General features: G+C 69.6%; 26 protein-coding genes. 18 read left to right on the top strand and 8 right to left on the bottom strand.

The genetic code is table 11. The features are described 5' to 3' along the window. Positions 1-218: 218 nt before the first annotated feature. The 4 genes from rpoN to lptC all read right to left on the bottom strand — a co-directional run bounded on the left by rpoN (position 219) and on the right by lptC (position 4,049). A complete protein-coding gene (gene rpoN, locus IEY14_RS23085) occupies positions 219-1,685 on the bottom strand; it encodes an RNA polymerase factor sigma-54 (protein WP_188912775.1) in 1,467 nt (488 codons plus the stop codon). 128 nt (positions 1,686-1,813) lie between these two features. Next, positions 1,814-2,644, bottom strand: a complete 831-nt coding sequence (gene lptB / locus IEY14_RS23090; RefSeq protein WP_188912776.1) for an LPS export ABC transporter ATP-binding protein — start codon at positions 2,642-2,644, stop codon at positions 1,814-1,816. An 83-nt stretch (positions 2,645-2,727) separates the two neighbouring features. After that, positions 2,728-3,342: an LptA/OstA family protein gene (locus IEY14_RS23095; protein WP_188912778.1), complete on the bottom strand. Its 615-nt coding sequence runs from the start codon at positions 3,340-3,342 to the stop codon at positions 2,728-2,730. Continuing rightward, on the bottom strand, positions 3,339-4,049 hold the full coding sequence (gene lptC, locus IEY14_RS23100; protein ID WP_188912780.1) for an LPS export ABC transporter periplasmic protein LptC: 711 nt from the start codon (positions 4,047-4,049) through the stop codon (positions 3,339-3,341). The genes IEY14_RS23095 and lptC overlap by 4 nt, the downstream gene beginning before the upstream one ends. Positions 4,050-4,297: 248 nt before the next feature. Between lptC and sppA the strand changes: the two genes are divergently transcribed. The 3 genes from sppA to IEY14_RS23115 all read left to right on the top strand — a co-directional run bounded on the left by sppA (position 4,298) and on the right by IEY14_RS23115 (position 6,199). Further along, the gene (gene sppA, locus IEY14_RS23105; RefSeq protein ID WP_188912782.1) at positions 4,298-5,284 is read left to right on the top strand and encodes a signal peptide peptidase SppA; all 987 of its coding nucleotides are present in this window, start codon (positions 4,298-4,300) and stop codon (positions 5,282-5,284) included. Between the two features lie 151 nt (positions 5,285-5,435). Beyond that, positions 5,436-5,720: an integration host factor subunit beta gene (locus tag IEY14_RS23110; protein ID WP_188912784.1), complete on the top strand. Its 285-nt coding sequence runs from the start codon at positions 5,436-5,438 to the stop codon at positions 5,718-5,720. A gap of 104 nt (positions 5,721-5,824) precedes the next feature. After that, positions 5,825-6,199, top strand: a complete 375-nt coding sequence (locus IEY14_RS23115) for a lipopolysaccharide assembly protein LapA domain-containing protein (RefSeq protein ID WP_188912786.1) — start codon at positions 5,825-5,827, stop codon at positions 6,197-6,199. Between the two features lie 69 nt (positions 6,200-6,268). Here IEY14_RS23115 and IEY14_RS23120 read toward each other — a convergent pair whose 3' ends face one another. After that, positions 6,269-6,748: an SRPBCC family protein gene (locus tag IEY14_RS23120; protein WP_188912789.1), complete on the bottom strand. Its 480-nt coding sequence runs from the start codon at positions 6,746-6,748 to the stop codon at positions 6,269-6,271. Between the two features lie 98 nt (positions 6,749-6,846). Here IEY14_RS23120 and IEY14_RS23125 point away from each other — a divergent pair, with 98 nt between their 5' ends. From IEY14_RS23125 to olsB, 4 genes are all read left to right on the top strand, one after another. After that, positions 6,847-7,857, top strand: coding sequence for an RsmD family RNA methyltransferase (locus IEY14_RS23125; protein WP_188912790.1), 1,011 nt, complete (start codon positions 6,847-6,849; stop codon positions 7,855-7,857). Then, complete coding sequence (locus tag IEY14_RS23130) at positions 7,847-8,698, top strand: TrmH family RNA methyltransferase (protein ID WP_188912792.1); 852 nt, start codon at positions 7,847-7,849, stop codon at positions 8,696-8,698. Before IEY14_RS23125 ends, IEY14_RS23130 begins: the two co-directional genes overlap by 11 nt. Next, positions 8,695-9,189 (top strand): signal peptidase II, encoded by a 495-nt coding sequence (lspA, locus tag IEY14_RS23135; RefSeq protein WP_188912794.1) that lies wholly within the window; start codon positions 8,695-8,697, stop codon positions 9,187-9,189. Before IEY14_RS23130 ends, lspA begins: the two co-directional genes overlap by 4 nt. 150 nt (positions 9,190-9,339) lie before the next feature. Next, positions 9,340-10,248, top strand: coding sequence for a l-ornithine N(alpha)-acyltransferase (gene olsB, locus IEY14_RS23140; protein WP_188912796.1), 909 nt, complete (start codon positions 9,340-9,342; stop codon positions 10,246-10,248). Between the two features lie 106 nt (positions 10,249-10,354). On the opposite strand, the gene IEY14_RS23145 is transcribed toward olsB, so the two are convergent. Further along, positions 10,355-10,663: a DUF1236 domain-containing protein gene (locus tag IEY14_RS23145; RefSeq protein WP_188912797.1), complete on the bottom strand. Its 309-nt coding sequence runs from the start codon at positions 10,661-10,663 to the stop codon at positions 10,355-10,357. A 275-nt stretch (positions 10,664-10,938) separates the two neighbouring features. On the opposite strand from IEY14_RS23145, the gene mutS reads away from it, so the two are divergent. The 4 genes from mutS to trpS all read left to right on the top strand — a co-directional run bounded on the left by mutS (position 10,939) and on the right by trpS (position 19,448). Further along, entirely contained in the window at positions 10,939-13,641 is a 2,703-nt protein-coding gene (gene mutS, locus IEY14_RS23150) for a DNA mismatch repair protein MutS (protein WP_244639646.1), read from the top strand. A gap of 144 nt (positions 13,642-13,785) precedes the next feature. Beyond that, the gene (locus IEY14_RS23155) at positions 13,786-16,659 is read left to right on the top strand and encodes a [protein-PII] uridylyltransferase (RefSeq protein ID WP_188912798.1); all 2,874 of its coding nucleotides are present in this window, start codon (positions 13,786-13,788) and stop codon (positions 16,657-16,659) included. Continuing rightward, positions 16,656-18,275, top strand: coding sequence for a murein biosynthesis integral membrane protein MurJ (murJ, locus tag IEY14_RS23160; protein ID WP_188912800.1), 1,620 nt, complete (start codon positions 16,656-16,658; stop codon positions 18,273-18,275). The genes IEY14_RS23155 and murJ overlap by 4 nt, the downstream gene beginning before the upstream one ends. 87 nt (positions 18,276-18,362) lie before the next feature. Continuing rightward, on the top strand, positions 18,363-19,448 hold the full coding sequence (gene trpS / locus IEY14_RS23165; RefSeq protein ID WP_188912802.1) for a tryptophan--tRNA ligase: 1,086 nt from the start codon (positions 18,363-18,365) through the stop codon (positions 19,446-19,448). Between the two features lie 5 nt (positions 19,449-19,453). Here trpS and IEY14_RS23170 read toward each other — a convergent pair whose 3' ends face one another. Both IEY14_RS23170 and IEY14_RS23175 read right to left on the bottom strand, forming a co-directional pair. Continuing rightward, positions 19,454-19,762 carry a type II toxin-antitoxin system RelE/ParE family toxin gene (locus tag IEY14_RS23170; protein WP_188912804.1) on the bottom strand — a complete coding sequence of 103 codons (309 nt, stop codon included), beginning with the start codon at positions 19,760-19,762 and terminating at the stop codon, positions 19,454-19,456. A 4-nt stretch (positions 19,763-19,766) separates the two neighbouring features. Further along, a complete protein-coding gene (locus tag IEY14_RS23175; protein ID WP_188912806.1) occupies positions 19,767-20,033 on the bottom strand; it encodes a type II toxin-antitoxin system ParD family antitoxin in 267 nt (88 codons plus the stop codon). Between the two features lie 88 nt (positions 20,034-20,121). Here IEY14_RS23175 and IEY14_RS23180 point away from each other — a divergent pair, with 88 nt between their 5' ends. From IEY14_RS23180 to IEY14_RS23210, 7 genes are all read left to right on the top strand, one after another. Then, entirely contained in the window at positions 20,122-20,613 is a 492-nt protein-coding gene (locus IEY14_RS23180; protein ID WP_188912808.1) for a universal stress protein, read from the top strand. 129 nt (positions 20,614-20,742) lie between these two features. Next, the gene (locus IEY14_RS23185; RefSeq protein ID WP_188912810.1) at positions 20,743-21,312 is read left to right on the top strand and encodes a NifU family protein; all 570 of its coding nucleotides are present in this window, start codon (positions 20,743-20,745) and stop codon (positions 21,310-21,312) included. Between the two features lie 11 nt (positions 21,313-21,323). Further along, on the top strand, positions 21,324-22,001 hold the full coding sequence (tsaB, locus tag IEY14_RS23190) for a tRNA (adenosine(37)-N6)-threonylcarbamoyltransferase complex dimerization subunit type 1 TsaB (RefSeq protein ID WP_188912812.1): 678 nt from the start codon (positions 21,324-21,326) through the stop codon (positions 21,999-22,001). 162 nt (positions 22,002-22,163) lie between these two features. Beyond that, the gene (locus tag IEY14_RS23195) at positions 22,164-22,691 is read left to right on the top strand and encodes a GNAT family N-acetyltransferase (RefSeq protein WP_188912814.1); all 528 of its coding nucleotides are present in this window, start codon (positions 22,164-22,166) and stop codon (positions 22,689-22,691) included. Positions 22,692-22,761: 70 nt separating this feature from the next. After that, positions 22,762-23,664 (top strand): lyso-ornithine lipid O-acyltransferase, encoded by a 903-nt coding sequence (gene olsA, locus IEY14_RS23200; RefSeq protein WP_373289041.1) that lies wholly within the window; start codon positions 22,762-22,764, stop codon positions 23,662-23,664. A 14-nt stretch (positions 23,665-23,678) separates the two neighbouring features. Further along, positions 23,679-25,124 (top strand): tRNA (N6-isopentenyl adenosine(37)-C2)-methylthiotransferase MiaB, encoded by a 1,446-nt coding sequence (miaB, locus tag IEY14_RS23205; protein WP_188912929.1) that lies wholly within the window; start codon positions 23,679-23,681, stop codon positions 25,122-25,124. A 44-nt stretch (positions 25,125-25,168) separates the two neighbouring features. Next, entirely contained in the window at positions 25,169-26,170 is a 1,002-nt protein-coding gene (locus IEY14_RS23210; protein ID WP_188912931.1) for a PhoH family protein, read from the top strand. The last annotated feature ends 2 nt before the right edge of the window (positions 26,171-26,172 follow it).

Consider the following 26,172-nt stretch of genomic DNA (forward strand, 5'->3'; position numbering starts at 1 on the left):
CGTCCTTTGCCTTGCCCGCTTGTCCCGGCGGGCCGTTTCCGGAACGCCGCGGCGACGACCGCGGCGGCTACGATGCCGGCGATCCCCGAAGCTGCGATCCGGTCGCTTCCGGACGGCGGGCTTCTAGGGACCGCGACACGCCCTGTCAACGCGCGGGACCCGGTCCGTTTCCGTGCGGGCGCCCTCGCGAATGCGATTTCCACCCTTTCGGCCGCGCCTCAGGAGGCGAGCCGGCGGGCATTCATCTCGCGTCGGCGCTGGACGGAAGAGGGAATTCCCAGCGCCTCGCGATACTTCGCCACCGTGCGCCGCGCGAGGTCGACACCCTCGCGTTTCAGCCGCTCGGCGATGTCGTCGTCGGACAGAACCGCGCCCGGCGTCTCGGTGTCGACCAGGAGGCGGATCCGGTGCTTCACGCTCTCGGCCGAATGCGCCTCGCCGCCGCCCGTCGCGGCGATGGCGACGGTGAAGAAGAATTTCATCTCGAACGTGCCGCGCGGCGTCGCGACATATTTGTTGGAGGTGACGCGGCTGACCGTCGATTCGTGCATGCCGATCGCCTCGGCGACCGCCATCAGCGTCATCGGCTTCAGCCCGGTGATGCCGCGCAGCAGGAAATCGTCCTGGCGGCGCACGATCTCGGCGGTCACCTTCAGGATGGTGCGCGCTCGCTGGTCGAGCGAGCGCACCAGCCAGTTCGCCGTCGCCTGGCAGTCCGACAGGAAGGCCCGCCCGTCCTTGTCGAGGCCGGCGGCGGCGACCGAGGTCTCGTAGCGCTCGTTGACGAGAAGGCGCGGCAGGGCATCGGGATTGAGCTCGATGCGCCAGGTGCCGTCCGGCGCCGGCTCGACGATCACGTCGGGCACGATCGCGGCGGGCGCCTCATGCGCGAAGCCGGCGCCCGGCTTCGGGTCGAGGCGGCGGATCTCGGCGAGGATGTCGAGAAGTCCCGCCTCGTCCTCGCCGGTGAGGCGCCGCAGCGCCGCGAAGTCGCGCCGGGCGAGAAGGTCGAGATTGTCGAGGACGCAACGCATCACCGGGTCGAGGCGGCGGAGCCGGTGCAGCTGCAGGGCGAGGCATTCGCCGAGCGTTCGGGCGAAGAGCCCGGCCGGCTCGATCTCGGCTTGGACGCGCTCCAGGATGCCGAGGATCTGCGCGTCGAGAAGGCCGAGCGCCGCCGCGATCGCCGCGACGTCGCCGCGAAAATAGCCGGCATCGTCGAGATGGCCGGCCAGCACCTCCGCCACGGCCCGCTCGATCGGATCGCGGAAGGCGTCGGCGATCTCGGCGAGGACATGGGCGGACAGGGAGGCGTCGCCGGCCGCGAGATCCTCGATCGGCAGGCCGGAGCCCGAACCCTCGCCCGCCGGGCGCTGGCGCGTCTCCGCGAGGCGCAGCGAGGGCGTCTCCAGCGCCTCGAAGCCGTCGGCCGCGTCGTCCCCGGCCGTCGGGCGCTCGTCGGCGCTTTCGGCATCGGCGGCAGAGGCGGGCGTCTCGATCAGGCCGCCCGCCGACGGCGCGGCCTCGATCTCCTCCCGTTCCAGCAGCGGATTGCGTTCGATTTCGCCTTCGAGAAAGGCATCGAGCTCGGCATGGGAATATTGCAGCAGGCGGATCGACTGCAGAAGCTGCGGCGTGAGGGCCAGGGACTGGCTCTGACGCAACTGGAGGCGGGCGGACAACATTCGCTGACGACGCCTTGTACGGAACTTGCGGGCCGCCGGCCGGGCCGGCATGGCTCATCAAATCTGGTCCGCATCTTGCTTGTCAATGCCATCCTGCATGCGCGTCGAGCCTATCGACAGGCGCGCCTTCAGAACGTGAACTGGTCGCCGAGATAGTGGCGGCGCACGTCGGAATTGTCGACGATCTCCTGCGGCGTGCCATGGGTGAGGACGGCGCCCTCGTGCATGATATAGGCGCGGTCGATCAGCCCCAGCGTCTCGCGGACATTGTGGTCGGTGATCAGGACGCCGATGCCGCGCTGGGTGAGATGGCGCACGAGGCCCTGGATGTCGGCGACGGCGATCGGATCGACGCCGGCGAAGGGCTCGTCGAGCAGCATGAAGGTCGGGCGCGAGGCGAGGGCGCGGGCGATCTCGCAGCGCCGCCGCTCGCCGCCCGACAGGGCGGTGGCGGGCGACTTGCGCAGATGCTCGATATGGAACTCCTCAAGAAGCGCGGTGAGCTGCGCCTCGCGCTCGGCGCGTTTCGGCTCCACCACTTCGAGGACGGCGCGGATATTGTCCTCCACCGACAGGCCCCGGAAGATCGAGGCCTCCTGCGGCAGATAGCCGATGCCGAGCCGGGCGCGGCGATACATCGGGATCGGCGTGATGTCATGGCCGTCGAGCTCGATACGGCCCCGGTCCACCGGCACGAGGCCGGTGATCATGTAGAAGCAGGTGGTCTTGCCGGCGCCGTTGGGGCCGAGCAGCCCGACGGCCTCGCCCCGGCGCACGAAGACGTCGACGCCGTCAACGACGCGCCGGCCGCGATAGGCCTTGGTGAGGCCGCTCGCCGAAAGGCGCCCCATCGTCGCGGCCTCGCGCCCCTCGCGGGCGGCGCTGCCCGGCCGCCCGCGCGCGGCCTCGTCATCGGCGGGCGGCGCGGCCTGGCGGTCTCGAAGGGAAGCTTGGCTCATGCTGAAAGCGCGCTCGTTTCCGGCGGGCCGAGCCCTCGGCGCGGCGCGCCGGGCCGGGCCGGCCTCTTCCGGAGGATGGTCCGTTATCGTTTGGCCTGGTTCTGGCCGTTCTGGTCGGGCGCCATCAGGATCTTGACGCGGCCCGAACCGCCGAGCTGGGCGATGCCCGTATCCATGTGGATCGTCAACTTGTCGCCGCGCGCGACATTGTCGCCCTGGGACATCACGACATTGCCGGTGAGAACCGCGATCTGGGTCTTCATGTCGAAGGTGCCGCGATCGGCGGTGGCGACCTGATCGGTCGAGCGGACATAGAGCTTGCCCTGGGCGTCGAGCTTCTCGATCTGGTTCGAGCCGCCGGGCAGGGCGCCGCCGCCGCCGGTCTTGGCGGGCTCGGGCTTGGCCGCCCCGCCCGTCTCGCCGCCCGCGCCGGCGGGCTTGGCGTAATAGACCATCAGCTTCGAGGTCTTCAGCAGCGTATCGCCCTGCGCCACCTCGACATTGCCGGAGAAGGTGGCGATGCGCTGCTTGTCGTCGACATCGAGCTGGTCGGCGTCGATGGCAATCGGCTGGTCGCCCTTGACCTGAAGCCCGTTGAAGCTGTTGCCGAAGCTCTGGGCGCCGGCGGGCGTGCCGAGGCCGAGCGCGGCGACGAGAAGCGCGGGCAGAACGGCGGCATGTCTGGCGGAGAAGGTCATCGGGGTTCGGTGCTCGAATTGTCCTGAGAGGTCCGGCCGGCGAGAGCGGGCGGTTTGATCGTCATGCTGACGCGGCCGTCGAAGGTGAGGCCCGCGCCGCCATTCCTGACTTCCATGCCGCCCGCCCGAATCGTCTGATTCGGCGAAACGATCTCGATCGGCCCATGTCCCTGCATGGTGCCGGACTTCAGGTCGATATCCGCCGCCTTCAGCGCTATCGTCATGCCGTCCGAGGTGTCGACCTTGATATTGCTGGCCAGGCGCAGTTTCTGCGCCGCCTGGTCGTAATGGCCCTTGTCCGCGACGATCGCAGCGGTCGAATCGTTGCTGACCGTGACATTGGCCTGGATCCGCTCGAGATCGACGCCACCTTCGCCGCCGAGCGCCTGGATCGCGCGCTCGGCCACCATCGAATAGGGTCGATTGTTCTTGTCGAAGCCCGACATGCGCGGAGCTTCCATCACGATGCCGTCGCCGGACAGCGACGCGCTCTCGACCGAGGCGCCCTCCGGCAGGCTGCGCGCCGCCCAGGTGACGATCACGCCGCCGCCGACGATCACCGCCGCCGCCGCCGGCAGGCCGATGCGCAGCAGGCGCACGAAGAGGCTGTGGCGGCGGGCGCGCGCGAATTCCCGCTCCATGCGGGAGTCCTCGACGGCGTGCATCGTGTGCATCGCCCGGTCCATATGCTGCGTCGCCTTGTCCAAGCTCGGGTCCCAGGTCCTTCGGAAATCTGCGTCGGGCGGTCAGCCCGGGGAGGCGGCATGGGGCGAGGGCATCGCCCCCGTCCGACCGATACGATCCCGCCTTCCGTTCGGCGCATGCGCAAACTGTCGGCGCAATATGGGCGTTTTGCGTCGAGCGGAAAAGGTGTCGCAGCGATCACGGCCTTGGCAAGGCCGCGGGGCGAGTCTATCCGTCGCCCATTAGCACAAGGTTAAGCACGGAACGCGGCTTGAGCAACGCCCAGGAACTGATCGACCGCCGCCGTCTCCGCCGCAAGCTCGGCTTCTGGCGCATCCTGGCGATTCTCGCCGTCGCCGCCGTCTTCGCCGCCATCTTCCTGCCCGCCCTCGGCATCGGCCCGGGCCATTGGCGCCTCGCCGGCGGCGCGGGGCGCAGCCTCGACACGATCGCCCGCGTCGAGATCGAGGGGCTGATCACCGAAAACGACAAGTTGATCGAGCTTCTCGACGATCTCGGCGAGGAGAAGGGCACGAAGGCGGTGATCCTGCGGGTCGACAGCCCCGGCGGCACGACGGTCGGCGGCGAATCGATCTACGAGGCGGTGCGCCGTCTCGCCGAGAAGAAGCCGGTCGCGGCCGAGGTCGGCACGCTCGCCGCCTCCGCCGGCTATCTCATCGCTTCCGGCGCGGACCATATCGTCGCCCGCCAGACCTCCATCGTTGGCTCGATCGGCACCATCTTCCAATATGTCGACGCCTCGCAGCTTCTCGGCACGGTCGGCGTCTCGGTGAACGCCATCAAGTCCTCGCCGCTGAAGGCCGAACCCTCGCCCTTCGCGCCGGCGCCGGAGGAGGCCAAGGAGATGATCCGCCGCATGGTGGTCGATTCCTACGAATGGTTCGTCGGCATCGTCGCCGGGCGCCGCCCGATCGATCTCGCCGAGGTGCGGCGGCTGGCCGACGGCTCGGTCTTCACCGGCCGGCAGGCCCTCCAGAACCGCCTCGTTGACGCGCTCGGCGGCGAGATCGAGGTGCGGCGCTGGCTGGAGGACCAGCGGCAGGTGCCGAAGGGCCTGGAGATCGTCCTGCGCGAGCCCAAGCGCGAGGGCGGCACCTTCTCGCTCTTCGCCTCGGCGAAGTCGGCGCTCTTCGGCGCGCTCGGAATCGACCTTTCGGCGATCGAATCCGGCAGCGCGGCGCTGAACGGCGCGATGATGTCCCTGTGGCGTCCCGACGGCGCCGGCATCGCGCGATAGGGCGGGGGCAAGGAATTTCGGTGGCCATCCTTTGCCAGCCAATAAATTGGCTTGCCAGGACCGCGCCGTCTTCCCTAGAGTCGTCACTGAGCCTTCGGGACGGGCCCTGCGGCGGTCCCGACCGATCGTCTCATGAGGAGCCGTCAGACCCGTGATCAAGTCCGAACTCGTGCAGATCATCGCGAGCCGCAATCCGCATCTCTATCAGCGCGACGTGGAGACCATCGTCAACGCCGTGTTCGACGAGATCACCGAGGCGCTCTGCGACAGCAACCGCGTCGAACTGCGCGGCTTCGGCGCCTTCTCGGTCAAGAATCGCCCGCCGCGCTCCGGGCGCAACCCGCGCACCGGCGATGCCGTCGACGTGGAAGAGAAGTGGGTGCCCTTCTTCAAGGCCGGCAAGGAACTGCGCGAGCGGCTGAATTCCGACGATTGAGGCGAGGGCGGCCGGATTTGCCGGTCGCGTCGCGCCACGCGGCGATTGACCGGAGGACCCCTCCCGCCATATCGCAGACACGGTCGTCCTCAAGGTACCCGGCGATGATACTTCGATTGTTGTCCTTCGTGATCCTGGCACCGCTGGCGGTGCTGATCGTCATCTTCTGCGTCGCCAACCGCGCGCCGGTGACGATTTCCCTGGACCCGCTCGGGACGCTGCCGCAATTCGTCTACGACGTGCCGCTGTTCCTGGTGATCATGGCGGCGCTGATCGTCGGCGTCGTTCTCGGCGGCATCGGCACCTGGCTGACGCAGGGCCATTACCGCCGCAGCGCCTGGCGCCGCAAGCACGAGATGGAGCGCCTGAAGCGCGAGGCCGAGGACGCTAAGGAGCGTCTGCGCCAGGAGCGCGAGATCCGCAGCCCGGCCCTGCCGGCCGCCTCGGGCTCGACGGCGCTCGCCGTGTCCCGCGCCTGAGCGGCGCGATCCGCGTCCTTATCCGCGAGGATCGAGGCTCCGGCGGCGCCGAAGCCTCGGTCGCAAGCGTCAGGCGACGGCCTCCGCCCCGCCTTCGGCGCTCGCGGTGCCGCCGCTGACATGGGCGGCGAAATTGTCGAAGAACTGGCCCGACAGCTTCTTCGCGCTCGATTCGATCAGCCGTCCGCCGAGTTGGGCGATCTTGCCGCCGACCTGGGCGTCGACCGTGTAGGTGAGGATCGTTTCGTCGCCGTCCTCGGCCAGATGCACGTCGGCGCCGCCTTTGGCGAAGCCGGCGATGCCGCCCTTGCCCTCGCCGACGATCCGGTAGCTTTCCGGCGCGTTGATGTTCTCCAGCCGCACCTCGCCGTTGAACTTCGCCTTCACCGGCCCGATCTTGGTGGTGACCGTCGCGGCGAGCTCGGTGTCCGACTTCTTTTCGAGCGTGTCGCAGCCTGGGATGCAGGCGCGCAGCACGTCCGCGTCGTTCAGCGCTTCCCAGACGGTCTGCCGGGGCGCCGGCAGCCGATATTCGCCCTTCAGATCCATGGCATCTCTCCCATCGGCCGGCCGCTCCCGCCGGCTTGCACTAAGGATGCCGCTTTTCGCGCCTTTCTCAAGCGGGCGTCTGTGGCTAAGAGAGGCCGATGCAGAAGGGTCGACACGATCGGGCGGGCGAGGGCGCCGCGCAGCCACGCAACGAGGACGGGGGCGAGGCGCGCCGCGTGCCGCGCCGGCGCGAGGGCGGGCGGCCGGGCGAACGGCTGCCGGTGATTCTCGCCGTCGAGCCGGACGAGGACTATGCCCTTCTCGATTCCGGCGACGGCGAGAAGCTGGAGCGCTACGGCCCCCTGACCATCCGCCGGCCGGAGAACCAGGCGATCTGGCGACGGCGTCTGCCGGAGCGGCGCTGGGAGGAGGCGGATGCCGTCTTCACCGGCGATACGGACGAGGAGGGGATGGGCCGCTGGCGCTTTCCCAAGGTGGCGCTCGGCGAGACCTGGCCTTTGTCGCACAAGGGCCTGTCCTATCTCGGCCGCTTCACCTCCTATCGCCATGTCGGCGTCTTTCCCGAACAGGCCGAGCATTGGGCGGCGATGGTGCGGGCGATCGAGGCGGGACGGGGCCGGGCGCGCGTCCTGAACCTCTTCGGCTATACCGGCGTCGCGACGCTGCTGGCCGCGCGGGCCGGGGCGGAGGTGACGCATGTCGACGCGTCCAAGAAGGCGATCGCCTGGGGGCGCGAGAACGCCGCCGCCGCCGGCCTCGAAGCCGCGCCGATCCGCTGGATCTGCGAGGATGCCGTGCGCTATGCCGAGCGCGAGGTGAAGCGGGGCAGCCGCTACGACGTGGTGCTGCTCGACCCGCCGCGCTACGGGCGCGGGCCGAAGGGCGAGGTCTGGGAACTCTTCGAGGACCTGCCCTATCTCCTCGACCTCACCCGCGATCTCCTGACCGAGCGTCCGCGTCTCGTGGTGCTGACGGCCTATTCGATCCGCGCCTCCTTCTTCTCGCTCTCGGCGCTGATGCGCGAGGCCTTCCGGGGGCTCGGCGGCCGCGTCGAATCCGGCGAGCTCGTCATCCGCGAGGCCGGCGCGGAGGCCCGCGACCTTTCCACCTCGCTCTTCTCGCGTTGGATGCCCGATCATGCCGAATGACACGAAGCCGCGCCGGGACGTCGCGGCTCCCGGCCGCGTCAAGGACCTGTCCAGCACCGCCAATCCGATCGTCAAGGATCTGAAGGCGCTCGCCGCCAAGAAGCATCGCGACGAGACGGGCCTGTTCCTCGCCGAAGGGCTGAAGCTGGTGCTCGACGCGCTGGAGGCCGGCTGGGTGCTGACGACGCTCCTCGTCGCCAAGGCCGAGATCCACAATCCGCTGCTCGCCAAGACCGCCGCCAGGGCGCGCGCCGTCGGCGCCGACGTGGTGGAGGCCAGCGCCAAGGTGATGGAGGCGGTGTCGCGCCGCGACAATCCGCAAAGCGCCATCGGCGTCTTCCGCCAGAAGCTCGTGCCGCTGGAGAAGCTGGCCTTCGGCGCCGACGGCGTCGTCGTGGCGCTCGACCGGGTGCGCGATCCCGGCAATCTCGGCACGATCCTGCGCACGGCGGACGCCGCCGGGGCCAAGGGCGTGGTCCTCGTCGGCGACTGCGTCGATCCCTTCTCGGTGGAAGCGGTGCGCGCCACCATGGGCTCGATCTTCGCCGTGCCGCTGACGCGCGTCGCGGAAGACGCCTTCCTGCGCTGGCGTCAGGGCTTCGCCGGCCTCGTCGCCGGCACGCATATGCGCGGCACGGTCGATTATCGCGAGCCGGACTATGCCGGCCGGCCGGTCGTGCTTCTGATGGGCAACGAGCAGGCGGGCCTGTCCGAGGCGCTGGCCGGCGCCTGCGACAGGCTGCTCCGCATTCCGCAGGCGGGGCGCGCCGACAGCCTCAATCTCGGCGTCGCGACGGGCATCATGCTGTTCGAGGCGCGGCGCAAGGCGCTGAAGCTTTGACGCGCCGTCCGGTCCTCGTCGGCCTCCTCGTCGCCGCCCTCGCGGTGGCGCTCGACCAGGTGGTGAAGGCGATCGTGGTGGCGACGATGCCGCTCGGCTCGGCGATCGATCTTCTCCCCTTCCTCGCGCTCTATCACGCGCGCAACGAGGGCATCGCCTTCTCGATGTTCTCGGGGCTCGGCGATCTCAGCCTGGCGCTGCTGGCGGGCCTCGTCCTCGTCTTCGTCGGCGCGCTCTGGTGGAAGACCCCGGTGGACCGGCGGCTGTCGCATTTCGCCTTCGCGATCATCGTCGGCGGCGCGATCGGCAATCTCGTCGATCGCCTGCGGCTCGGCTATGTGGTGGATTACGTCTTCTTCCACACGCCGGTCTGGAGCTTCGCCGTGTTCAATCTCGCCGATGCCTTCATCTCGGTCGGCGCGGTGCTGATCCTGGTGGACGAGTTCGTTCTCGCCCGCAAGCCCGCCGAGGCGGCGGGATCACGGGATTGACACGATGCGTTGCAGGAAGGCGGCTTTGTTGCAAAGCGGCAAGAAGCTATAAGACAAATGGTCTCGGCAACGGTTTCATCAGAAGTTCGTGAGGCCGGGCTATCGCTGGGGCGCGCCGAAGAGGCGCTGCACCGCAATTGAGGACGTTCGATGGACCTCGCAGGCACCGCGCAGACCAAGCCTGATCTTGGCGAGGGGCGGCCTTTCGGAGCGTTGAAGGCTTTGGTGCCCGCGCCTGTCCGCCGCCTGAAAGGGCGTTTCGATCCGCATGGCCGCGTGCTCGGCCGGATCGCCAATCTCGAAGTGCGGCTCGCCCGGTCCGGCGAGGAGGTGCGGGCGGCGCAGCAGCTGCGCTTCCGCGTCTTCTACGAGGAGATGTCGGCGCGGCCCTCCCGCATCCAGAAGCTGACGCGGCGCGACAAGGACGCCTTCGATCTTTATTGCGACCACCTTCTGGTGATCGACACCGCGCGCGGCGCCGGCGAGGTCGTCGGCACCTATCGCCTGATGCGCCAGGACTGCGCGCGCCTTGCCGGCGGTTTCTACACGGCCGCGGAATTCTGCATCGACGATCTCGTCGCGCGTCATCCGACCAAGCGCTTCATGGAGCTCGGCCGCTCTTGCGTCCTCAAGGAATACCGGTCGAAGCGGACGGTGGAACTCCTGTGGCAGGGCATCTGGGCCTATGTCATGGCCCATCGCGTCGACGTCCTGTTCGGCTGCGCCTCGCTCGAGGGAACGGATCTCGATGCGCTGTCCGGCCAGCTCGCGCTGCTCGGCTCTGCCGCGCCGCCGCCGGACGAATGGCGCGTGCGCGCCCATCCCGGTCGGGCCGTGCCGCTGGCGCGAGGCGAGACGGGGGAGGATGCGCGCCGCACCCTGTCGGCCCTGCCGCCGCTGGTGAAGGGCTATCTGCGCCTCGGCGGCTATATCGGGCCGGATGCCGTGGTGGATCACCAGTTCGGCACGACCGACGTGCTCGTGGTGCTGCCCGTCGCCAATATCGGCGCCCGCTATGTCGACTATTACGGCGACACGACCCGGCGTCCCGCCGCCTGAGGCCCGGAAGCGGCGAGGCGCGCCGCTCTCGCCCGGCATAGGGCGGTCGTTTCGGAATGTCGGGCGGTCGAGCCGCCCGACGCCGCCTGTCCCTTGAGTCTCTGCGTCAGCGGCCCTGGCCGATCCGCACCACGCTGCGGGTGGAACGGTCCACGATCACCGGCTGCCCCTGATAGTAGAAATAGGCATAGGCCTTCTCGTCCTGGCAGGGGGCGAGGGCGATGGCCTCCGGCACCGAGGCGCCGAGGATCGGCGCGTTCTTCAGGTGGCTGTCCTCCACCGGATTGTCGATCGCATATTGATAGACGTTGATGCGCTGGCCTTCCGGCTTGGCGGCCGTCTGCGCCGCCACCGCTCCCGTGCCGGGTAGCATCGCGCCGAGAAGAAGCAGCGGAACTGACAGTCTGCGAAGCATGGACGCGCTCGATGCGTTGATCGCGCGGCGAGATCCCGCCGCGCCTTTCAGGTTCTATGCCGATACCGGCCATCGGTGCCGAAAATTCGGCAGGACGGCAATCGTTCCTCCGATAGGTCTAGCATGGAAGCCCGGCCAATTGGTTAAGGGCGGCGGGGAAGTTTCGCGCGTTCCTTGGCCTTGCCTGGGGACTTCGGTTCGCCGCCCTGTTCAGGGCGAGCCCGGACGCGTAGATTTCGCGCTTCTCCCGAGGAGGCTTCACGATTTCGGCACTGATGGAAGACGGCGGCGGCGCGCCGACGCCGATGATGGCGCAATATATCGAGATCAAGGCGGCCAATCCCGATTGCCTCCTGTTCTACCGGATGGGCGATTTCTACGAGCTGTTCTTCGACGACGCCGCCGTGGCGGCGAAGGCGCTCGGCATCGCGCTGACGCGGCGCGGCAAGCATCAGGGCGCCGACATCCCGATGGCCGGCGTGCCGGTCGTCTCGGCCGACGACTATCTCGCCAAGCTCATCGCGCTCGGCCATCGCGTCGCCGTCTGCGAGCAGGTGGAGGACCCGGCGGAGGCGAGGAAGCGCGGCGGCAAGTCCGTGGTGCGCCGCGACGTCGTGCGCCTCGTGACGCCGGGCACGATCACGGAAGAAGCGCTTCTGGAGCCGGGCCGTCCGAACCATCTGATGGCGCTCGCCCGCGTCGGCGGCGCCGGAACGGCGAGCTTCGCGCTCGCCTATGCCGATCTCTCGACCGGCGCCTTCTTCGTGCAGGACAGCGCGCCTGAACGGCTTCTCGCCGATATCCGAGCGGTGGAGCCGGCCGAGATCGTCGTCGCCGACACGCTGTTCCACGACGAGGCGATGCGCCCGCTCTTTGCCGGTCTCGGCCGATTGGCGCGGCCGGAGCCGGCGGCGCTGTTCGATTCGGCGACGGCGGAAGCCAGGCTCTGCCGCTTCTACGAGGTCTCGACGCTGGCCGGCTTCGGCGCCTTCGGCCGGGCGGAGCTCGCCGCCGCCGCCGGCCTTCTCGCCTATCTCACCCGCACGCAATTTGCCGCGCGGCCGGCGCTCGCCCGTCCGGCGCGGGTGGAGGCGGGCGGCGCCATGCTGATCGACCCGGCGACGCGGGCGAGCCTCGAACTCACCCGCTCGGTCGCGGGCCGGCGCGAGGGCAGCCTGCTCGGCGCCATCGACCGCAGCGTCACCGGTCCGGGCTCGCGGCTCCTCGCCGCCCGGCTCGCCCGGCCGCTGACCGATCCGCGCGCCATCGGCCTGCGGCAGGATTCGGTCGGCTTCCTCGTCGGCGATCCCGGTCTCTGCCGGTCGCTGCGCGCCCTCCTGAAGGGGCTGCCGGATGCCGAGCGCTCGCTGTCGCGCCTGGCGCTCGGCCGGGGCGGCCCGCGCGATCTGTCGGCCGTCGGCAGCTTTCTCGGCCGGGCGCGGGAGGCGGCGGCGGTGCTCGGCGAGGCGGCGCCTCCGGCCGAACTCGGCGCGGCGGTGGCGGCCATGCGCGCCCTGCCGGAGGCGCTGGAGGCCGAACTCGCCACGATGCTCGCCGACAATCCGCCGCTTCTCAAGCGCGACGGCGGCTTCGTGGCCCCGGGCGCCATCGCCGCGCTCGACGAGGCGCGGGGCCTGCGCGACGAGTCGCGCCGGGTGATCGCCGGCCTCCAGGGCGCCTATGCCGAGGAGACGGGCGTTCGCAGCCTGAAGATCAAGCACAACAACGTGCTCGGCTATTTCATCGAGGTTGGCGAGGCGCAGGCCGGCGCCCTGATGGGGACGGAGGAGGCGAAGCGCCGCTTCTTCCACCGCCAGACCATGGCCAATTGCATGCGCTTCTCGACGGACGAACTCGCCGGCCTCGAGGGGCGCATCGCCGAGGCGGCGGGCGAGGCGCTGCGGCTCGAGCTCGCCGCCTTCGACCGGCTGGCGGCGGCGGTCGTCGCGGCGCAGGAGCCGATCCGCGCGGCGGCGGAAGCCGCGGCCGTGATCGACGTCTCGGCGGCGCTCGCCGATCTGGCGCTGGCCGAGGACTGGACGCGGCCCGACGTCGACGACGGCCTTGCCTTCCGCATCGTCGCCGGGCGCCATCCGGTGGTCGAGGCCGCGCTGAAGGCCGGCGCGCAGGCGAGCTTCGTCGCCAATGACTGCGACCTCTCGCCCCCGACGCGCGGCGCGAAGGCGGGGGCGATCTGGCTCGTCACCGGCCCGAACATGGGCGGCAAGTCCACCTTCCTGCGTCAGAACGCGATCATCGCTGTCCTCGCCCAGGCCGGCGCCTTCGTGCCGGCGGCGGAAGCGCGGATCGGCGTGGTGGATCGGCTGTTCAGCCGCGTCGGCGCCTCGGACGATCTCGCCGAAGGGCGCTCGACCTTCATGGTCGAGATGGTCGAGACGGCGGCGATCCTGAACCAGGCCGGGCCGCGCTCGCTGGTGATCCTCGACGAGATCGGCCGCGGCACCTCGACCTATGACGGGCTCTCCATCGCCTTCGCCTCGGTGGAGCATCTGCACGAGGTCAATCGCTGCCGGGCGCTCTTCGCCACGCATTTCCACGAGATGACGGCGCTGTCCGCCCGCCTGTCGCGCCTCAGCAACGCGACGATGCGGGTGAAGGAATGGGAGGGCGACGTCGTCTTCCTGCACGAGGTGCGGGCCGGCACGGCCGACCGCTCCTACGGCATCCAAGTGGCCAAGCTCGCCGGCCTGCCGGCCCGCGTCGTGGAGCGCGCCCGCCATGTGCTGCGCGAGCTGGAGCGGGCGGGCGAGGGCAGCCGGCGCACCGCCTTCATCGACGATCTGCCGCTGTTCTCGGCGGCGGCCGTGCGCCAGGAAACGGCGGCGGCGAAGGCGCCCACCGCCCCGCCGCCGGCGCTGGAAGCGTTGAAGGCGCTCGATCCCGACCAGATGAGCCCGCGCGACGCGCTGGAGGCGCTCTATCGCCTGAAGGGCCTCCTGGCCGAGAAGGCCGGCTGATCGTCCGGGCTTGCGATCCGTTCCGGCAGGGCCTTTAAGTCGCCGGTCATTCCCGGCTTCTATCCTCGGCCGGCGAGATTACTTATAGGGCAGCGGCGATCGGCCCCGCCTGCCGTGACGGCGTGGCCGCCAGGATCCTCATTGATGCCCCTTCAGACGAAGAAAGCCTTTGCCGACGCGGATGTCCCGACGATCGCGGCGGTCGATGCCGGGCCGGTGGCGCGCGTCCTCGATGTCGCGGCGCTGGCGCGCGACCTTGGCGCGCTTGTCGGCGGCGAGCGGGGCGGGGGCGGCTCGCCGGAGGTGCGCGCGGCGGTGCGCCTCCTCCTGAAGGAGCGGATCGCGGCGGCGCGCCAGGTGGTGGAGACGATGCTCTTCGCCGATGGCAGCGGGCTCGCCTGCGCCGCGCGCCTTTCCATGGTGCAGGACGAGATCATCCGCGCCATCGTCGATTTCGCGCAGACCCATGTCTTCGACACCGCCAATCTTTCCGCCGCCGAGCGCATGGCGGTGATCGCCGTCGGCGGCTACGGGCGCGGCACGCTGGCGCCCGGCTCCGACATCGATCTCCTGTTCCTTCTGCCCTACAAGCAGACGGCGCTCGGCGAGCAGCTCGTCGAATATCTCCTCTACATGCTCTGGGATCTCGGCTTCAAAGTCGGGCACGCGACGCGCTCGGTGGAGGAATGCATCCGCCTGTCGAAGAGCGACATGACGATCCGCACCTCGATCCTGGAGCGCCGGCTCGTCACCGGCGAGGTGATGCTGTTCGAGGAGCTCTCGGCCCGCTTCCAGAAGGAGGTGGTGGAGGGCACCGGCAAGGAATTCATCGCGGCCAAGCTCGCCGAGCGCGACGCGCGCCATACGAAGAGCGGCGATTCCCGCTATCTGGTCGAACCGAACGTCAAGGAGGGCAAGGGCGGTCTGCGCGACCTCCACACCCTGTTCTGGATCTCGAAATACTTCTACCGCGTCGATACCGAGGACGAGCTGGTCGCCCTCGGCGTCTTCTCGCGCCAGGAGGCGCAGCTCTTCCGCAAGGCCGCCGACTTCCTCTGGGCGGTGCGCTGCCACATGCATTTCCTCACCGGCAAGGCGGAGGAGCGCCTGTCCTTCGACATCCAGCCGGAGATCGCGGGCCGGCTCGGCTACAACACCCATCCGGGCCTGCGGGAAGTGGAGCGCTTCATGAAGCACTACTTCCTCATCGCCAAGGATGTCGGCGACCTCACCGGCATCTTCTGCGCCGCGCTGGAGGACGAGCAGGCGAAGGAGGCGCCGGGCTTCCGCACCTTCGTGCGCTCCTTCCGCACGAGAGCCCGCAAGATCCCCGGCACGCTCGACTTCCGCATCGACCACAACCGCATCACTGTGGCCGATCGCGAGGTCTTCGCCCGCGATCCGGTCAACATGATCCGCATCTTCGCGCTCGCCGCCAGCCAGGGGCTCGAATATCACCCGGACGCGCTGAAGCTGATCCGCCGCTCGCTGCGCCTCATCGACAAGGCGCTGCGCGAGAATCCGGAGGCGAACAAGCTCTTCCTCGACGTCCTCACCGACCGCGCCGATCCCGAACTCCATCTGCGCCGGATGAGCGAGGCGGGGGTTCTCGGCCGCTTCATCCCGGATTTCGGCCGCATCGTCTCGATGATGCAGTTCAACATGTATCACCATTACACGGTGGACGAGCATCTCCTGCGCTCGATCGGCATCCTGTCGCGGATCGAGCGCGGCGAGTTCCGCGAGGAGCTGCCGGTGGCGAGCGAGGTCGTCGGCCATGTGCGCGAGCGCGTGCCGCTCTACATGGCGCTGCTCCTCCACGACATCGCCAAGGGCCGGCCGCAGGACCATTCCATCGCCGGCGCCCGCATCGCCCGCGAGCTCTGCCCGCGCTTCGGCTTCGACGAGCACGAGACCGATCTCGTCGCCTGGCTGGTCGAGGCGCATCTCACCATGTCGATGACGGCGCAGCAGCGCGATCTCGGCGACCGCAAGACCATCCTCGACTTCGCCGAGAAGGTGCGGACGCTGGAGCGGCTGAAGCTGCTCACCGTCCTCACCGTCTGCGACATCCGCGCCGTCGGCCCGGGCGTCTGGAACGGCTGGAAGGGGCAGCTCCTGCGCACGCTCTATTACGAGACCGAGCCGGTGCTGACCGGCGGCTTCTCGCAGACGCCGCGCGCCAAGCGCCTGGAACACGCGCGCGCCGCGCTGGCCGAGCGCCTGTCGGCCTGGCCGGCCGAGGAGCGCGACGCCTATATCGACCTCCATTACCAGAACTACTTCCTCACCGTGCCGCTCGACGAACAGGTGCGCCACGCCGAATTCGTGCGCCGGGCGAGCGCCGGCACCGACCCGGTCGCGACACTCGCCCGCACCGACGCCTTCGCCGCGATCACCGAGATCATCGTGCTCTGCCCGGACCATCCGCGCCTTCTGTCGAACCTCACCGGCGGCTGCGCGGCGACGGGCGCCAATATCGCGGACGCGCAGATCTTCACCCTGGCCGACGGGCGGGCGCTCGACATCATCAACGTCAACCGCGCCTTCGCCGACGACGCGGACGAGCTGCGCCGGGCCGCGCGCATCGACGCCAATATCCGCTCGCTGCTGAACGGGCAGGCGGTGATTCCGGGGCTTCTCGCGCAGCGGCGCCCGAGCCGGGGGCCGCGCGCCTTCAAGGTCTCGCCGCTGGTGACGATCGACAACGCCCTGTCGAACATGTTCACCGTGGTCGAGGTGGAGGGCCTCGACCGGCCGGGCCTTCTCTCCGACCTCACCGGCGCGCTCGCCGATCTCAATCTCGATATCCGCTCCGCCCATATCTCGACCTTCGGCGAGAAGGTGGTGGACGTCTTCTACGTGACGGACCTGACAGGCATGAAGATCACGAGCGCCAGCCGGATGGAGCGCATCCAGCGCCGCCTGACGGCCGTCTTCGAGGAGCCGGACGGCGAGGCGACCTCGCCGGCCTCCATGGCCTCCGCCCGCGCCTTCGGCATTCCCACCGCCCGATGAGTCTCGCCGGCAAGTTCGCGACCGTCGGCGGAGCGACGCTCTTCTCGCGCATCTTCGGCTTCGGCCGCGAGATGATGATGGCTTCGGCGCTCGGCATCGGGCCGGTGGCCGACGCCTTCAACCTCGCCTTCCGCTTTCCCAATCTCTTCCGCCGCCTCTTTGCGGAAGGGGCCTTCAACTCGGCCTTCATCCCGCTTTTCGCCCGCGCCCTGGAGGAGGACGGCGAGGCGGCGGCGCGCGACTTCGCGACCGAGATCTTCTCGACGCTCTTCGTCGTTCTCGGCACGCTGACGGTGCTGGCGATGATCTTCATGCCGGTGCTGGTCGAGACGATCATCGCGCCGGGTCTTTCGACCTGCATCGACGATCCGGCCGTGCCCTTGCAGCAGACGCTGTCCTGCGAGGCCCGCTACGCGATCACCATCGCCTATTCGCGCATCATGTTTCCCTATCTCGCCTGCATGTCGATGCTGGCGATGGTTTCGGGGATCCTCAACGCCTTCCGCCGCTTCTTCGCCGCGGCGGTCGCCCCCTCCATCCTCAATTTCGTGCTGATCGGCGTTCTCGCCTGGGGCTGGTACGGCGGCGCCACCCAGCGCGAGCTCGGCTTCCTGATGAGCTGGGGCGTCCTCGTCGCCGGCATCGGCCAGCTTCTCATGGTCACGGTGGCGATGCGCATCGCCGGCTTCGGCGTCTCGCTGCGCCGGCCGCGCTGGACGAAGGGGCTGAGGCGCCTTCTGGTCCTCGCCGGACCGGCGGCCCTCATCGGCGGCATCACGCAGATCAATCTCTTCGTCGGCCAGGCGATCGCCTCCTACAAGCCGGGCGCCGTCTCGATCCTGCAATATGCCGATCGGCCCTATCAGCTGCCGCTCGGCATGGTCGGCGTCGCCATCGGCGTCGTGCTCCTGCCGGAGCTCGCCCGCTCCCTGAAGGCGGGGCGGCTGGAAGAGGCGCAGCACACCCAGAACCGCTCGCTGGAATTCGCGCTCTTCCTCACGGTGCCGGCGGCGGTGGCGCTCTTCGTCATTCCCGATCCGATCATCCGCCTCATCTACGAGCGCGGCCGCTTCGACGCCTCGACCACCCATGCGGTGGCGGCCGTACTCGGCCTCTATGCGCTCGGTCTGCCGGCCTTCGTGCTGATCAAGGTCTTCTCGCCCGGCTATTTCGCCCGCGAGGACACGAAGACGCCGATGATGGTGACGGGCGCCTCGGCCCTCGCCAATATCGGCCTGTCGCTCGCCCTGTTCTTCGTCCTGGCGGAGCAGGGCATCGCCCTGGCGACGACGTTGGCCGGCTGGCTGAACGCGGCGCTCCTCTTCGCCGGCCTCCACAAGAAGGGCCTATGGGAGATCGACCGGGCGCTGGTGAAGCGCGCCGGGCTCGTCGTCCTGTCCTCGCTCCTGATGGGCGGCGTGCTGGTCTTCCTCCAGCGCGAGCTCGCCGGCTGGACCGGACCCGGCTCGACCGTGCCGCACCAGATCCTGGCGATCCTCGCGCTCGTCGCGACGGCGATGGCCGTCTATTTCGCCCTCTGCTTCGCCACCGGCGCGGTGGACCGCACCATGGTCCTGCGCCTCGCCAAGGCCAAGCGCGGAAGGCGGGCGGCGTGAGCGGACGAGGCGGCTTGATCCCTCGCGGGGCAACGGGCATAGAGCGGCCCGGTTCGCGGCCTCTGCCCGGACAAGAAGGGTGCCGCGATGAGCGATGAGCGTTCCACGGGCGGTTTTCCGCCTCTCGTCTTCTCGGGAATTCAGCCGACGGGCAATCTGCATCTCGGCAACTATCTCGGCGCGATCAAGAAGTTCGTCGCGCTGCAGGACGACCATGACTGCATCTTCTGCGTGGTCGATCTCCACGCGCTGACGGCGCAGCTCGTCCAGGACGATCTCGTCTCGCAGACGCGCCAGATCGCCGCCGCCTATCTCGCCGCCGGCATCGACGCCGAGAAGCACATCGTCTTCAACCAGAGCCGCGTCGCCGGCCATGCCGAGCTCGCTTGGATCTTCAACTGCGTCGCGCGCATCGGCTGGATGAACCGGATGACGCAGTTCAAGGACAAGGCCGGCAAGGACCGCGAGAACGCCTCTCTCGGCCTTCTCGCCTATCCGAGCCTGATGGCGGCGGACATCCTGCTCTACCGCGCGACCCATGTGCCGGTCGGCGACGACCAGAAGCAGCATCTGGAACTCGCCCGCGACATCGCGACGAAGTTCAACAACGACTTCTCGGCCCGCATCGCGGCGGCGGGTCTCGGCGTGCCGATGCGGATGGGCGAGGAGCGGGTCAACGGCTATTTCCCGCTGACCGAGCCCTTGATCGAGGGGCCGGCGACGCGCGTCATGAGCCTCAAGGACGGCGCGAAGAAGATGTCGAAATCGGACCCGTCCGATCTCTCGCGCATCAATCTCACCGACGATGCCGACACGATCGCCCGGAAGATCCGCAAGGCCAAGACCGATCCGCTGCCGCTGCCGGACAGCGTCGAGGGCCTCTCCGGGCGGCCGGAGGCCGACAATCTCGTCGGCATCTATGCCGCGCTGGCGGACACGACGAAGGCCGGGGTGATCGCGCGCGAGGGCGGGCGACAGTTCTCGGAATTCAAGCCGGCGCTGGTCGATCTGGCGGTGGAGAAGCTGGCGCCGATCACCGATGCCATGCGCCGCATTATGGCCGATCCCGCCGAGATCGACCGCGTGCTGAAGCGCGGCGGCGAGCGCGCCAACGAGATCGCGGCCCGCACCATGGGCGACGTGAAGCGGATCGTCGGCCTGTTGGACGACTGATCGAATCAGTCGTCGGGTATCGGGGGGACGGAGGGGGCGTTTCGGCCGCCGTAGAGAATACGCAGGATCGTGATCTCGGCGCTGCCGATGGCATAGACGATCACGACACGGCCCTCGAACACCAGTTCCCGGACGTCGCCCGGAAGGTCGCGGCGCCGTCGCCCCCAATGCGGCATTTCGCTCAAGGACAGACAACGATCTTCGATTCGATCGACGAAGGCTTCGGCATTCGCGAGGCTGTCCATCGCGACATGCGAAAGAATGGCGTCGAGATCCCGCTCGGCGAGCCTGTGCAGCAAGACGCGGCGAAACATGCCGTTAGCGTTTCGCGCGAAGCCCGTGCTTGGCGCGCAGACGTTCGAAGGCTTCCTCTATAGGTATGGAGGGGCGGGGATCGTCCAGCGCTTCCTGCACCATGCGGCGCAGCGCTTCGTCGAGCGCCGTCTCCTCCCGCTCCAGAGCCCGGAGACCGGCACGGACGACTTCGCTGTCGCTCGCATAGGCGCCGGAGGCGAGCCTCTCGTCCACCAGCTTCTGCTGGGGGCCGAGCGAGACCGTCAGGGTGCGGGGCGAGGCTTTCGTCATGCGCCGAGTGTAAGACACTGTCACGGAGGCGCCAAGCGCCGATCCGCCCCGCTTGCCGCCTCGCGCGCCATCTGCATAAGTCCTGCCCATGGTTTCCATGCGCATCGGCCGGCTTGCCGGCGGCAAACGCAAATTTCTCGCGGTGATCGACGAGACGCCGGAATGCGACCGCGCGGCCGCCTATGCCAGCCGCCGCGCCAAGGCGAGCGGCGGCGGCGTCGTGCTGCTCTATGTCGTGGAGCCCGGCGACTTCTCGCACTGGCTCGGCGTCGAGGCGATCATGCGCGCCGAGGCGGCTTCCGAGGCCAATGCGCGCCTCGCCCGCATCGCCGAGGACATCCGCGAGAAGGTCGGCATCGAGCCGGAGATCGTGACGCGCGAGGGCCATGTCGCCGAGGAGATCCTCGCCCTGATCGAGGCCGATCGCGAGATCGCGATCCTGGTGCTGGCCGCCGGCCTGTCGAACGAGGGGCCGGGGCCGCTCGTCACCTCGATCGCCGGCAAGCCCTCCGCCTTTCCGATTCCCGTCACCATCGTGCCGGGCTCGCTCACCGACGAGGAGATCGAGCATCTCTGCTGAGCGGCGCGCGGCCCGGAGCCGCGTGGGAAGTGAACGCCGCGTCGCCCTTTCATCGAGAGCGAAGAAGGCTTATCTCCGGCGCAAGGCCTTCTCGCCGCGCGCTCGCGGCACGTTATCGGAGCCGGCGCCATGTTCATCCAGACCGAAGTCACCCCGAATCCGGCGACCCTGAAATTCCTGCCGGGCCGCGTCGTCTACGAGGAGGGCGCCACCGAGTTCCTGACGCCCGAGGACGCGGCTCTGCGCTCGCCGCTGGCCCACAAGCTGATGGCGGTGCCGGGCGTCGCCAGCGTCTTCTTCGGCTTCGATTTCGTCACCGTCACCAAGACGAACGGCGACTGGGCGCATCTGAAGCCCTCGATTCTTGCCACCCTGATGGAGCATTTCGTCGCCGGCGAGCCGGTGATGGCGGCGGGGGGCGCCGGCGCGGCCGCACCGGAGAGCGGCGAGGAATTCTTCGCCGAGGACGAGGCGCCGATCGTCGACGCCATCAAGGAACTGCTTGCGACGCGCGTGCGCCCGGCCGTCGCCCAGGATGGCGGCGACATCACCTTCCGCGGCTTCCGCGACGGCACGGTCTATCTCAACATGCGTGGCTCGTGCTCCGGCTGCCCGTCTTCGACCGCCACCTTGAAGCACGGCATCCAGAACCTTCTCCGCCACTTCATTCCCGAGGTCGAGACCGTCGAGGCCGTCTGAGGACGGCGCGCATGGACGGCGCGATCCTCGCCATCGACACCGCCGGGCCGCGTTGCTCGGCGGCGCTCGCCACGGCGTCGGGCGACGTGCTGGCGAAGCGCGAGCCGGAACTCGGGCGCGGCCATGCCGAGCGCCTGATGGCGATCGTCGCCGAGGTGCTGGCCGAGGCGGGGCTCGCCTATCGCGATATCGGTCGCATCGTCGCGACGGTCGGCCCCGGCTCCTTCACCGGTCTCCGGGTCGGGGTCGCGGCGGCGCGCGGCCTCGCCTTGACGCTCGGCGTGCCGGCGCTCGGCGTCTCGACGCTGGAAGCCCTGGCCGAGCCGCATGGGGGGGACTGCCCGGTGCTCGCCCTGCTCGACGCCAAGCGCGGCGAGGCCTATGTCGCGGCCTATGATCGGGGTGGGGCGGAGATCCTCGCGCCGGAGGCGATCGCCCTCGATGCGCTGGAGGCCCGCCTGCGCGGCCTGACGCCGGCGCCGACGCTTGTCGTCGGCAGCGGCGCGTTTCTGCTGGAAACCATGGGAAGTCTCGCCGATCTGCCGGTCCGCGATTCCGAAGGAAACGTGCGCATCGAGGCCGTCGCGCGTCTCGGCGTGATGAAGCCGCCCGGCGCGGCGCCGAGCCCGCTCTATCTGCGCGGCGCCGATGCCAAGCCGCAGGCGAGCCGGCCGAGTCTCACGGCCTGACCGCCTCCCGGACGGTGTGTTCGCGAAGGGTGAACCTTCGCCGCAGTCTTTGTGCCGCCAAGGACCCATCGCCGCTTGCCGCGCGCTTCGCCTGCCGCAATACTGGCCTCTTCCGGAAGGGCGGCATCCGGCCGAGCCCTCGGCCGCGGGAGGCGGCGCGCGATGTACTGGTATCTGCCCTGGGTCTGGACCATGTCGTTCTGGGACAGTCTCGTGGGAGCCGGCGACCCGGCGGTGGCGACCGAGCTGGAAATGGACGACGTGGACTTCGCGGCGGAGCTTCATTCCGAAGCCTTCGACCGGCCGTGGTCGGGCGACGAGTTCGCCTCGCTGCTCGCGACGCCCGGCACCTTCGGCTTTCTCGCCCGGCGCGTCGGCAGTCCCGGCGCGGCGCCGGTCGGGGTCGTGCTGGTCCGGGCCGCCGCCGACGAGGCGGAGATCCTCACCATCGCCGTGTCGAAGCGGGCGCGCGGCCAGGGCATCGGCCGCATGCTGATGGACCAGGTGCTGCAACGCCTGCATGCCGACCGGATCGCCAGCCTGTTCCTCGAAGTGGACGAGGAGAACGCCCCGGCGCTCGCGCTCTATGGCCGGCTGCGCTTTGCGGAGGTCGGGCGCCGTCCGGCCTATTACGCCGATGCCAACGGCCGGCGCACCAGCGCGCTTGTTCTGAAGCGCACCCTTCGCTAGACCCCGCGCCAGATCGGTTCGGATCGGCGGCGCGGAAGGCGGCGGGCATGGCTTGGGAGACGGCAGTCCGGTGATCGCGCGGCTTCGAATCGCCTTCGTGGCCTTCGTGCTGGTCGCGATGACGCTGCTGCTCATGCCGCTGCAATATGTCGCCATGCGGCGCGGCTGGCGCGTGGCGCGCCGCCTGCCGCTGCTCTGGCACCGCGTCGCGGCGCCGGTCGCCGGCATCGACGTCCGCGTCGTCGGCGCGCCGGCGCGCGAGCGCCCGCTGCTCCTCGTCTCGAACCATCAGTCCTGGGCCGACATCATCGTGCTCGGCAGCATCATGGAGCTCTGCTTCATCGCCAAGGCGGAGGTGCGGAGCTGGCCGGGCTTCGGCCTGCTCGCCCGGCTTCAGCGCACCGTCTTCGTCGCCCGCGAGGAGCGGCGCCGCACGGGGGAGCAGGCGGATGCCATCGCCGAACGGCTGGTCTCCGGCGACGCTATGGTGCTCTTCGCCGAAGGCACGACCTCCGACGGCAACGAGGTCCTGCCCTTCCGCACGGCGCTGTTCGGCGCGGCCGAGGCGGCGCTGCGCCGCTCCGGCCGGTCCGACATGCTGGTGCAGCCCGTCGCCGTCGCCTTCGTCGGATCGCATGGCCTGCCGCTCGGCCGGTTCGGCCGGCCGCTCGCCGCCTGGCCGGGCAGCGTGCCGCTCGTGCCGCATCTGCCGCGCTTCCTCGCCGAAGGCTCGGTCCAGGCCGTGGTCGCCTTCGGCGCGCCGATCCGCTTTCCGGCCGGCGGCGACCGCAAGGCGCTGGCGCGGGCCTGCGAGGCCGCCGTCCGCCGCCTGCTGCTCGATGCCCTGCGCCACCACCATCCGGCCGCCTGGACGGGCGCCCGCGCCCCCGCCGGCGAAAGGGAGCTTGCGTCCGGCGGGCGCGAGGCCGATACTGCGACCTTGGCGGACGGAATTGTTCAGAAAGGCGTATGACGCTGCGAGAAGAGATGTCGAGCCCGGTCGAGGCCAGGGACGCGCGGGCATTTCCGCCCGATGACGCGGCGACGAAGAAGGTCTTCATCAAGACCTACGGCTGCCAGATGAACGTCTACGACTCGCAGCGCATGGGCGACGCCCTCGCGAGCGAAGGCTTCGCGCCGACCGAAACCATGGAGGAGGCGGATCTCGTTCTCCTCAACACCTGCCATATCCGCGAGAAGGCGGCGGAGAAGATCTATTCCGAGCTCGGGCGCATCCGGCTCCTGAAGGCCCGGCGCGAAAGCGAGGGCAAGGGGCTGAACGTCGCCGTCGCCGGCTGCGTCGCCCAGGCCGAGGGCGCCGAGATCATCGCCCGCGCCTCCGTGGTCGATCTCGTGATCGGGCCGCAGACCTATCACCGCCTGCCGCAGGCGCTGCGCCGCGTCGCCGCGGGCGAGCGCGTCGTCGACACCGACTATGCGGTGGAGGACAAGTTCGACCATCTGCCGGCGGCCGAGGCCCAGGCCATCCGTCGGCGCGGCGTCGCCGCCTTCCTCACCGTGCAGGAAGGCTGCGACAAGTTCTGCACCTTCTGCGTCGTGCCCTATACGCGGGGCTCGGAAGTCTCGCGGCCGGCCGAGGCCATTCTCGCCGAGGCTCATCGGCTGGCGGCGGCGGGCGTGCGCGAGGTGACGCTGCTCGGCCAGAACGTCAATGCCTGGGAAGGCGAGCACCAGGGCCGCCGGATCGGCCTCGGCGAGCTGCTGCATCGCCTGGCCGAGGTGCCGGGCCTCGCGCGGCTGCGCTACACGACGTCGCATCCCCGCGACATGGACGACGCGCTGATCGCCGCGCATCGCGACCTCGACATCCTGATGCCCTATCTGCATCTGCCGGTGCAGTCGGGATCGGATCGGATTCTCAAGGCCATGAACCGGCGACACAAGGCGGAGGACTATCTGCGGCTGGTCGAGCGCATCCGCGCTGCGCGGCCCGGCATCGCCATGTCCGGCGATTTCATCGTCGGCTTCCCCGGCGAGACGGAGGCGGATTTCGCGGCGACTCTCGACCTTGTCGGCGCGGTCGGCTACGCCTCGGCCTTCTCCTTCAAGTATTCGCCGCGTCCGGGCACGCCTGCCGCCGATCTCGGCGACCAGGTGCCGGAGGCGGTCGCGACCGAGCGGCTCGACCGGCTCCAGGCGCTGATCCGCGCGCAGGCTTCCGCCTTCATGGAAAGCCTCGTCGGCACCGAGATGCCGGTGCTGGTCGAGAAGGCCGGCCGCTATGCCCATCAGCGGATCGGCCGCTCGCCCTATCTCCAGCCGGTCGTCCTTTCCGCCACGGCGGGCGAGATCGGCGATCTCGTCACGTCGCGGATCGTGCGCAGCGGCCCGAACGCGCTGATCGCGGCGGGCGGCGAGCCCGAGGCCGCCGGCGCCGCGCCGCGGCCCGCCGCTTTGAGGAAGATCGCGTGAGGGCCGAACGTCCCGCCGTCCCGCCGCGCCCCGGCGCCTCCGACATGGCGCATATCGCCCTGACCTACGAGGACAACCGCCTCGTCGGGGCGCTGTTCGGCCAGTTCGACCAGCATCTGGCGCTGATCGAGCAGCGGCTGCATATCGATGCGCGGGCGCGCGGCAACCATGTCGAGCTGCGCGGCGATCCGGTCGCCTGCGAACAGGCCCGACGGGCGCTCGACATGCTCTACGAGCGCCTTCAGGGCGGCGCCGAGATCCAGGCCTCGGATGTCGAGGGCGCGATCCGCATGGCCATCGCCCAGGACGACCAGCTGGTTCTGCCGACATTGGAGAAGAAGGGGCGCATGTCGCTCGCCCAGATCTCGACGCGTAAGCGCACCATCCATGCTCGCAATCCGGCGCAGGACGCCTATATGCGCGCGCTGGAGCGCGCCGAGCTCGTCTTCGGCATCGGCCCCGCCGGCACGGGCAAGACCTATCTCGCCGTCGCCCATGCCGCCCAGCTCCTGGAGCGCGGGCAGGTGGACCGCATCGTCCTGTCGCGGCCGGCGGTCGAGGCGGGGGAGCGGCTCGGCTTCCTGCCCGGCGACCTGAAGGAGAAGGTCGATCCCTATCTCCGGCCGCTCTACGACGCGCTCTACGACATGATCCCGGCCGACAAGGTGGAACGCTCGCTGGCGGCGGGCGCGATCGAGGTGGCGCCGCTCGCCTTCATGCGCGGCCGCACGCTCGCCAATTGCTGCGTCATCCTGGACGAGGCGCAGAACACGACCTCGATGCAGATGAAGATGTTCCTGACCCGCCTCGGCGAGAATGCCCGCATGGTGGTGACGGGCGATCCGAGCCAGGTCGATCTGCCGCCCGGCCAGAAGTCGGGCCTCGTGGAGGCGCTGCGTGTCCTCGGCGACGTGCCGAACATCGTGACGGTGCGCTTCGAGGCGAAGGACGTGGTGCGCCATCCGCTCGTCGCCGCGATCGTCGAGGCCTATGATTCCGACGCCGCGCGAAGCCGCGTGCCGGGCCTGCCCGGCGAGCGGGCCTGACG

Origin of the sequence: Aureimonas endophytica (genome assembly GCF_014642635.1) — a bacterium.
Taxonomy (GTDB): Bacteria; Pseudomonadota; Alphaproteobacteria; order Rhizobiales; family Rhizobiaceae; genus Plantimonas; species Plantimonas endophytica.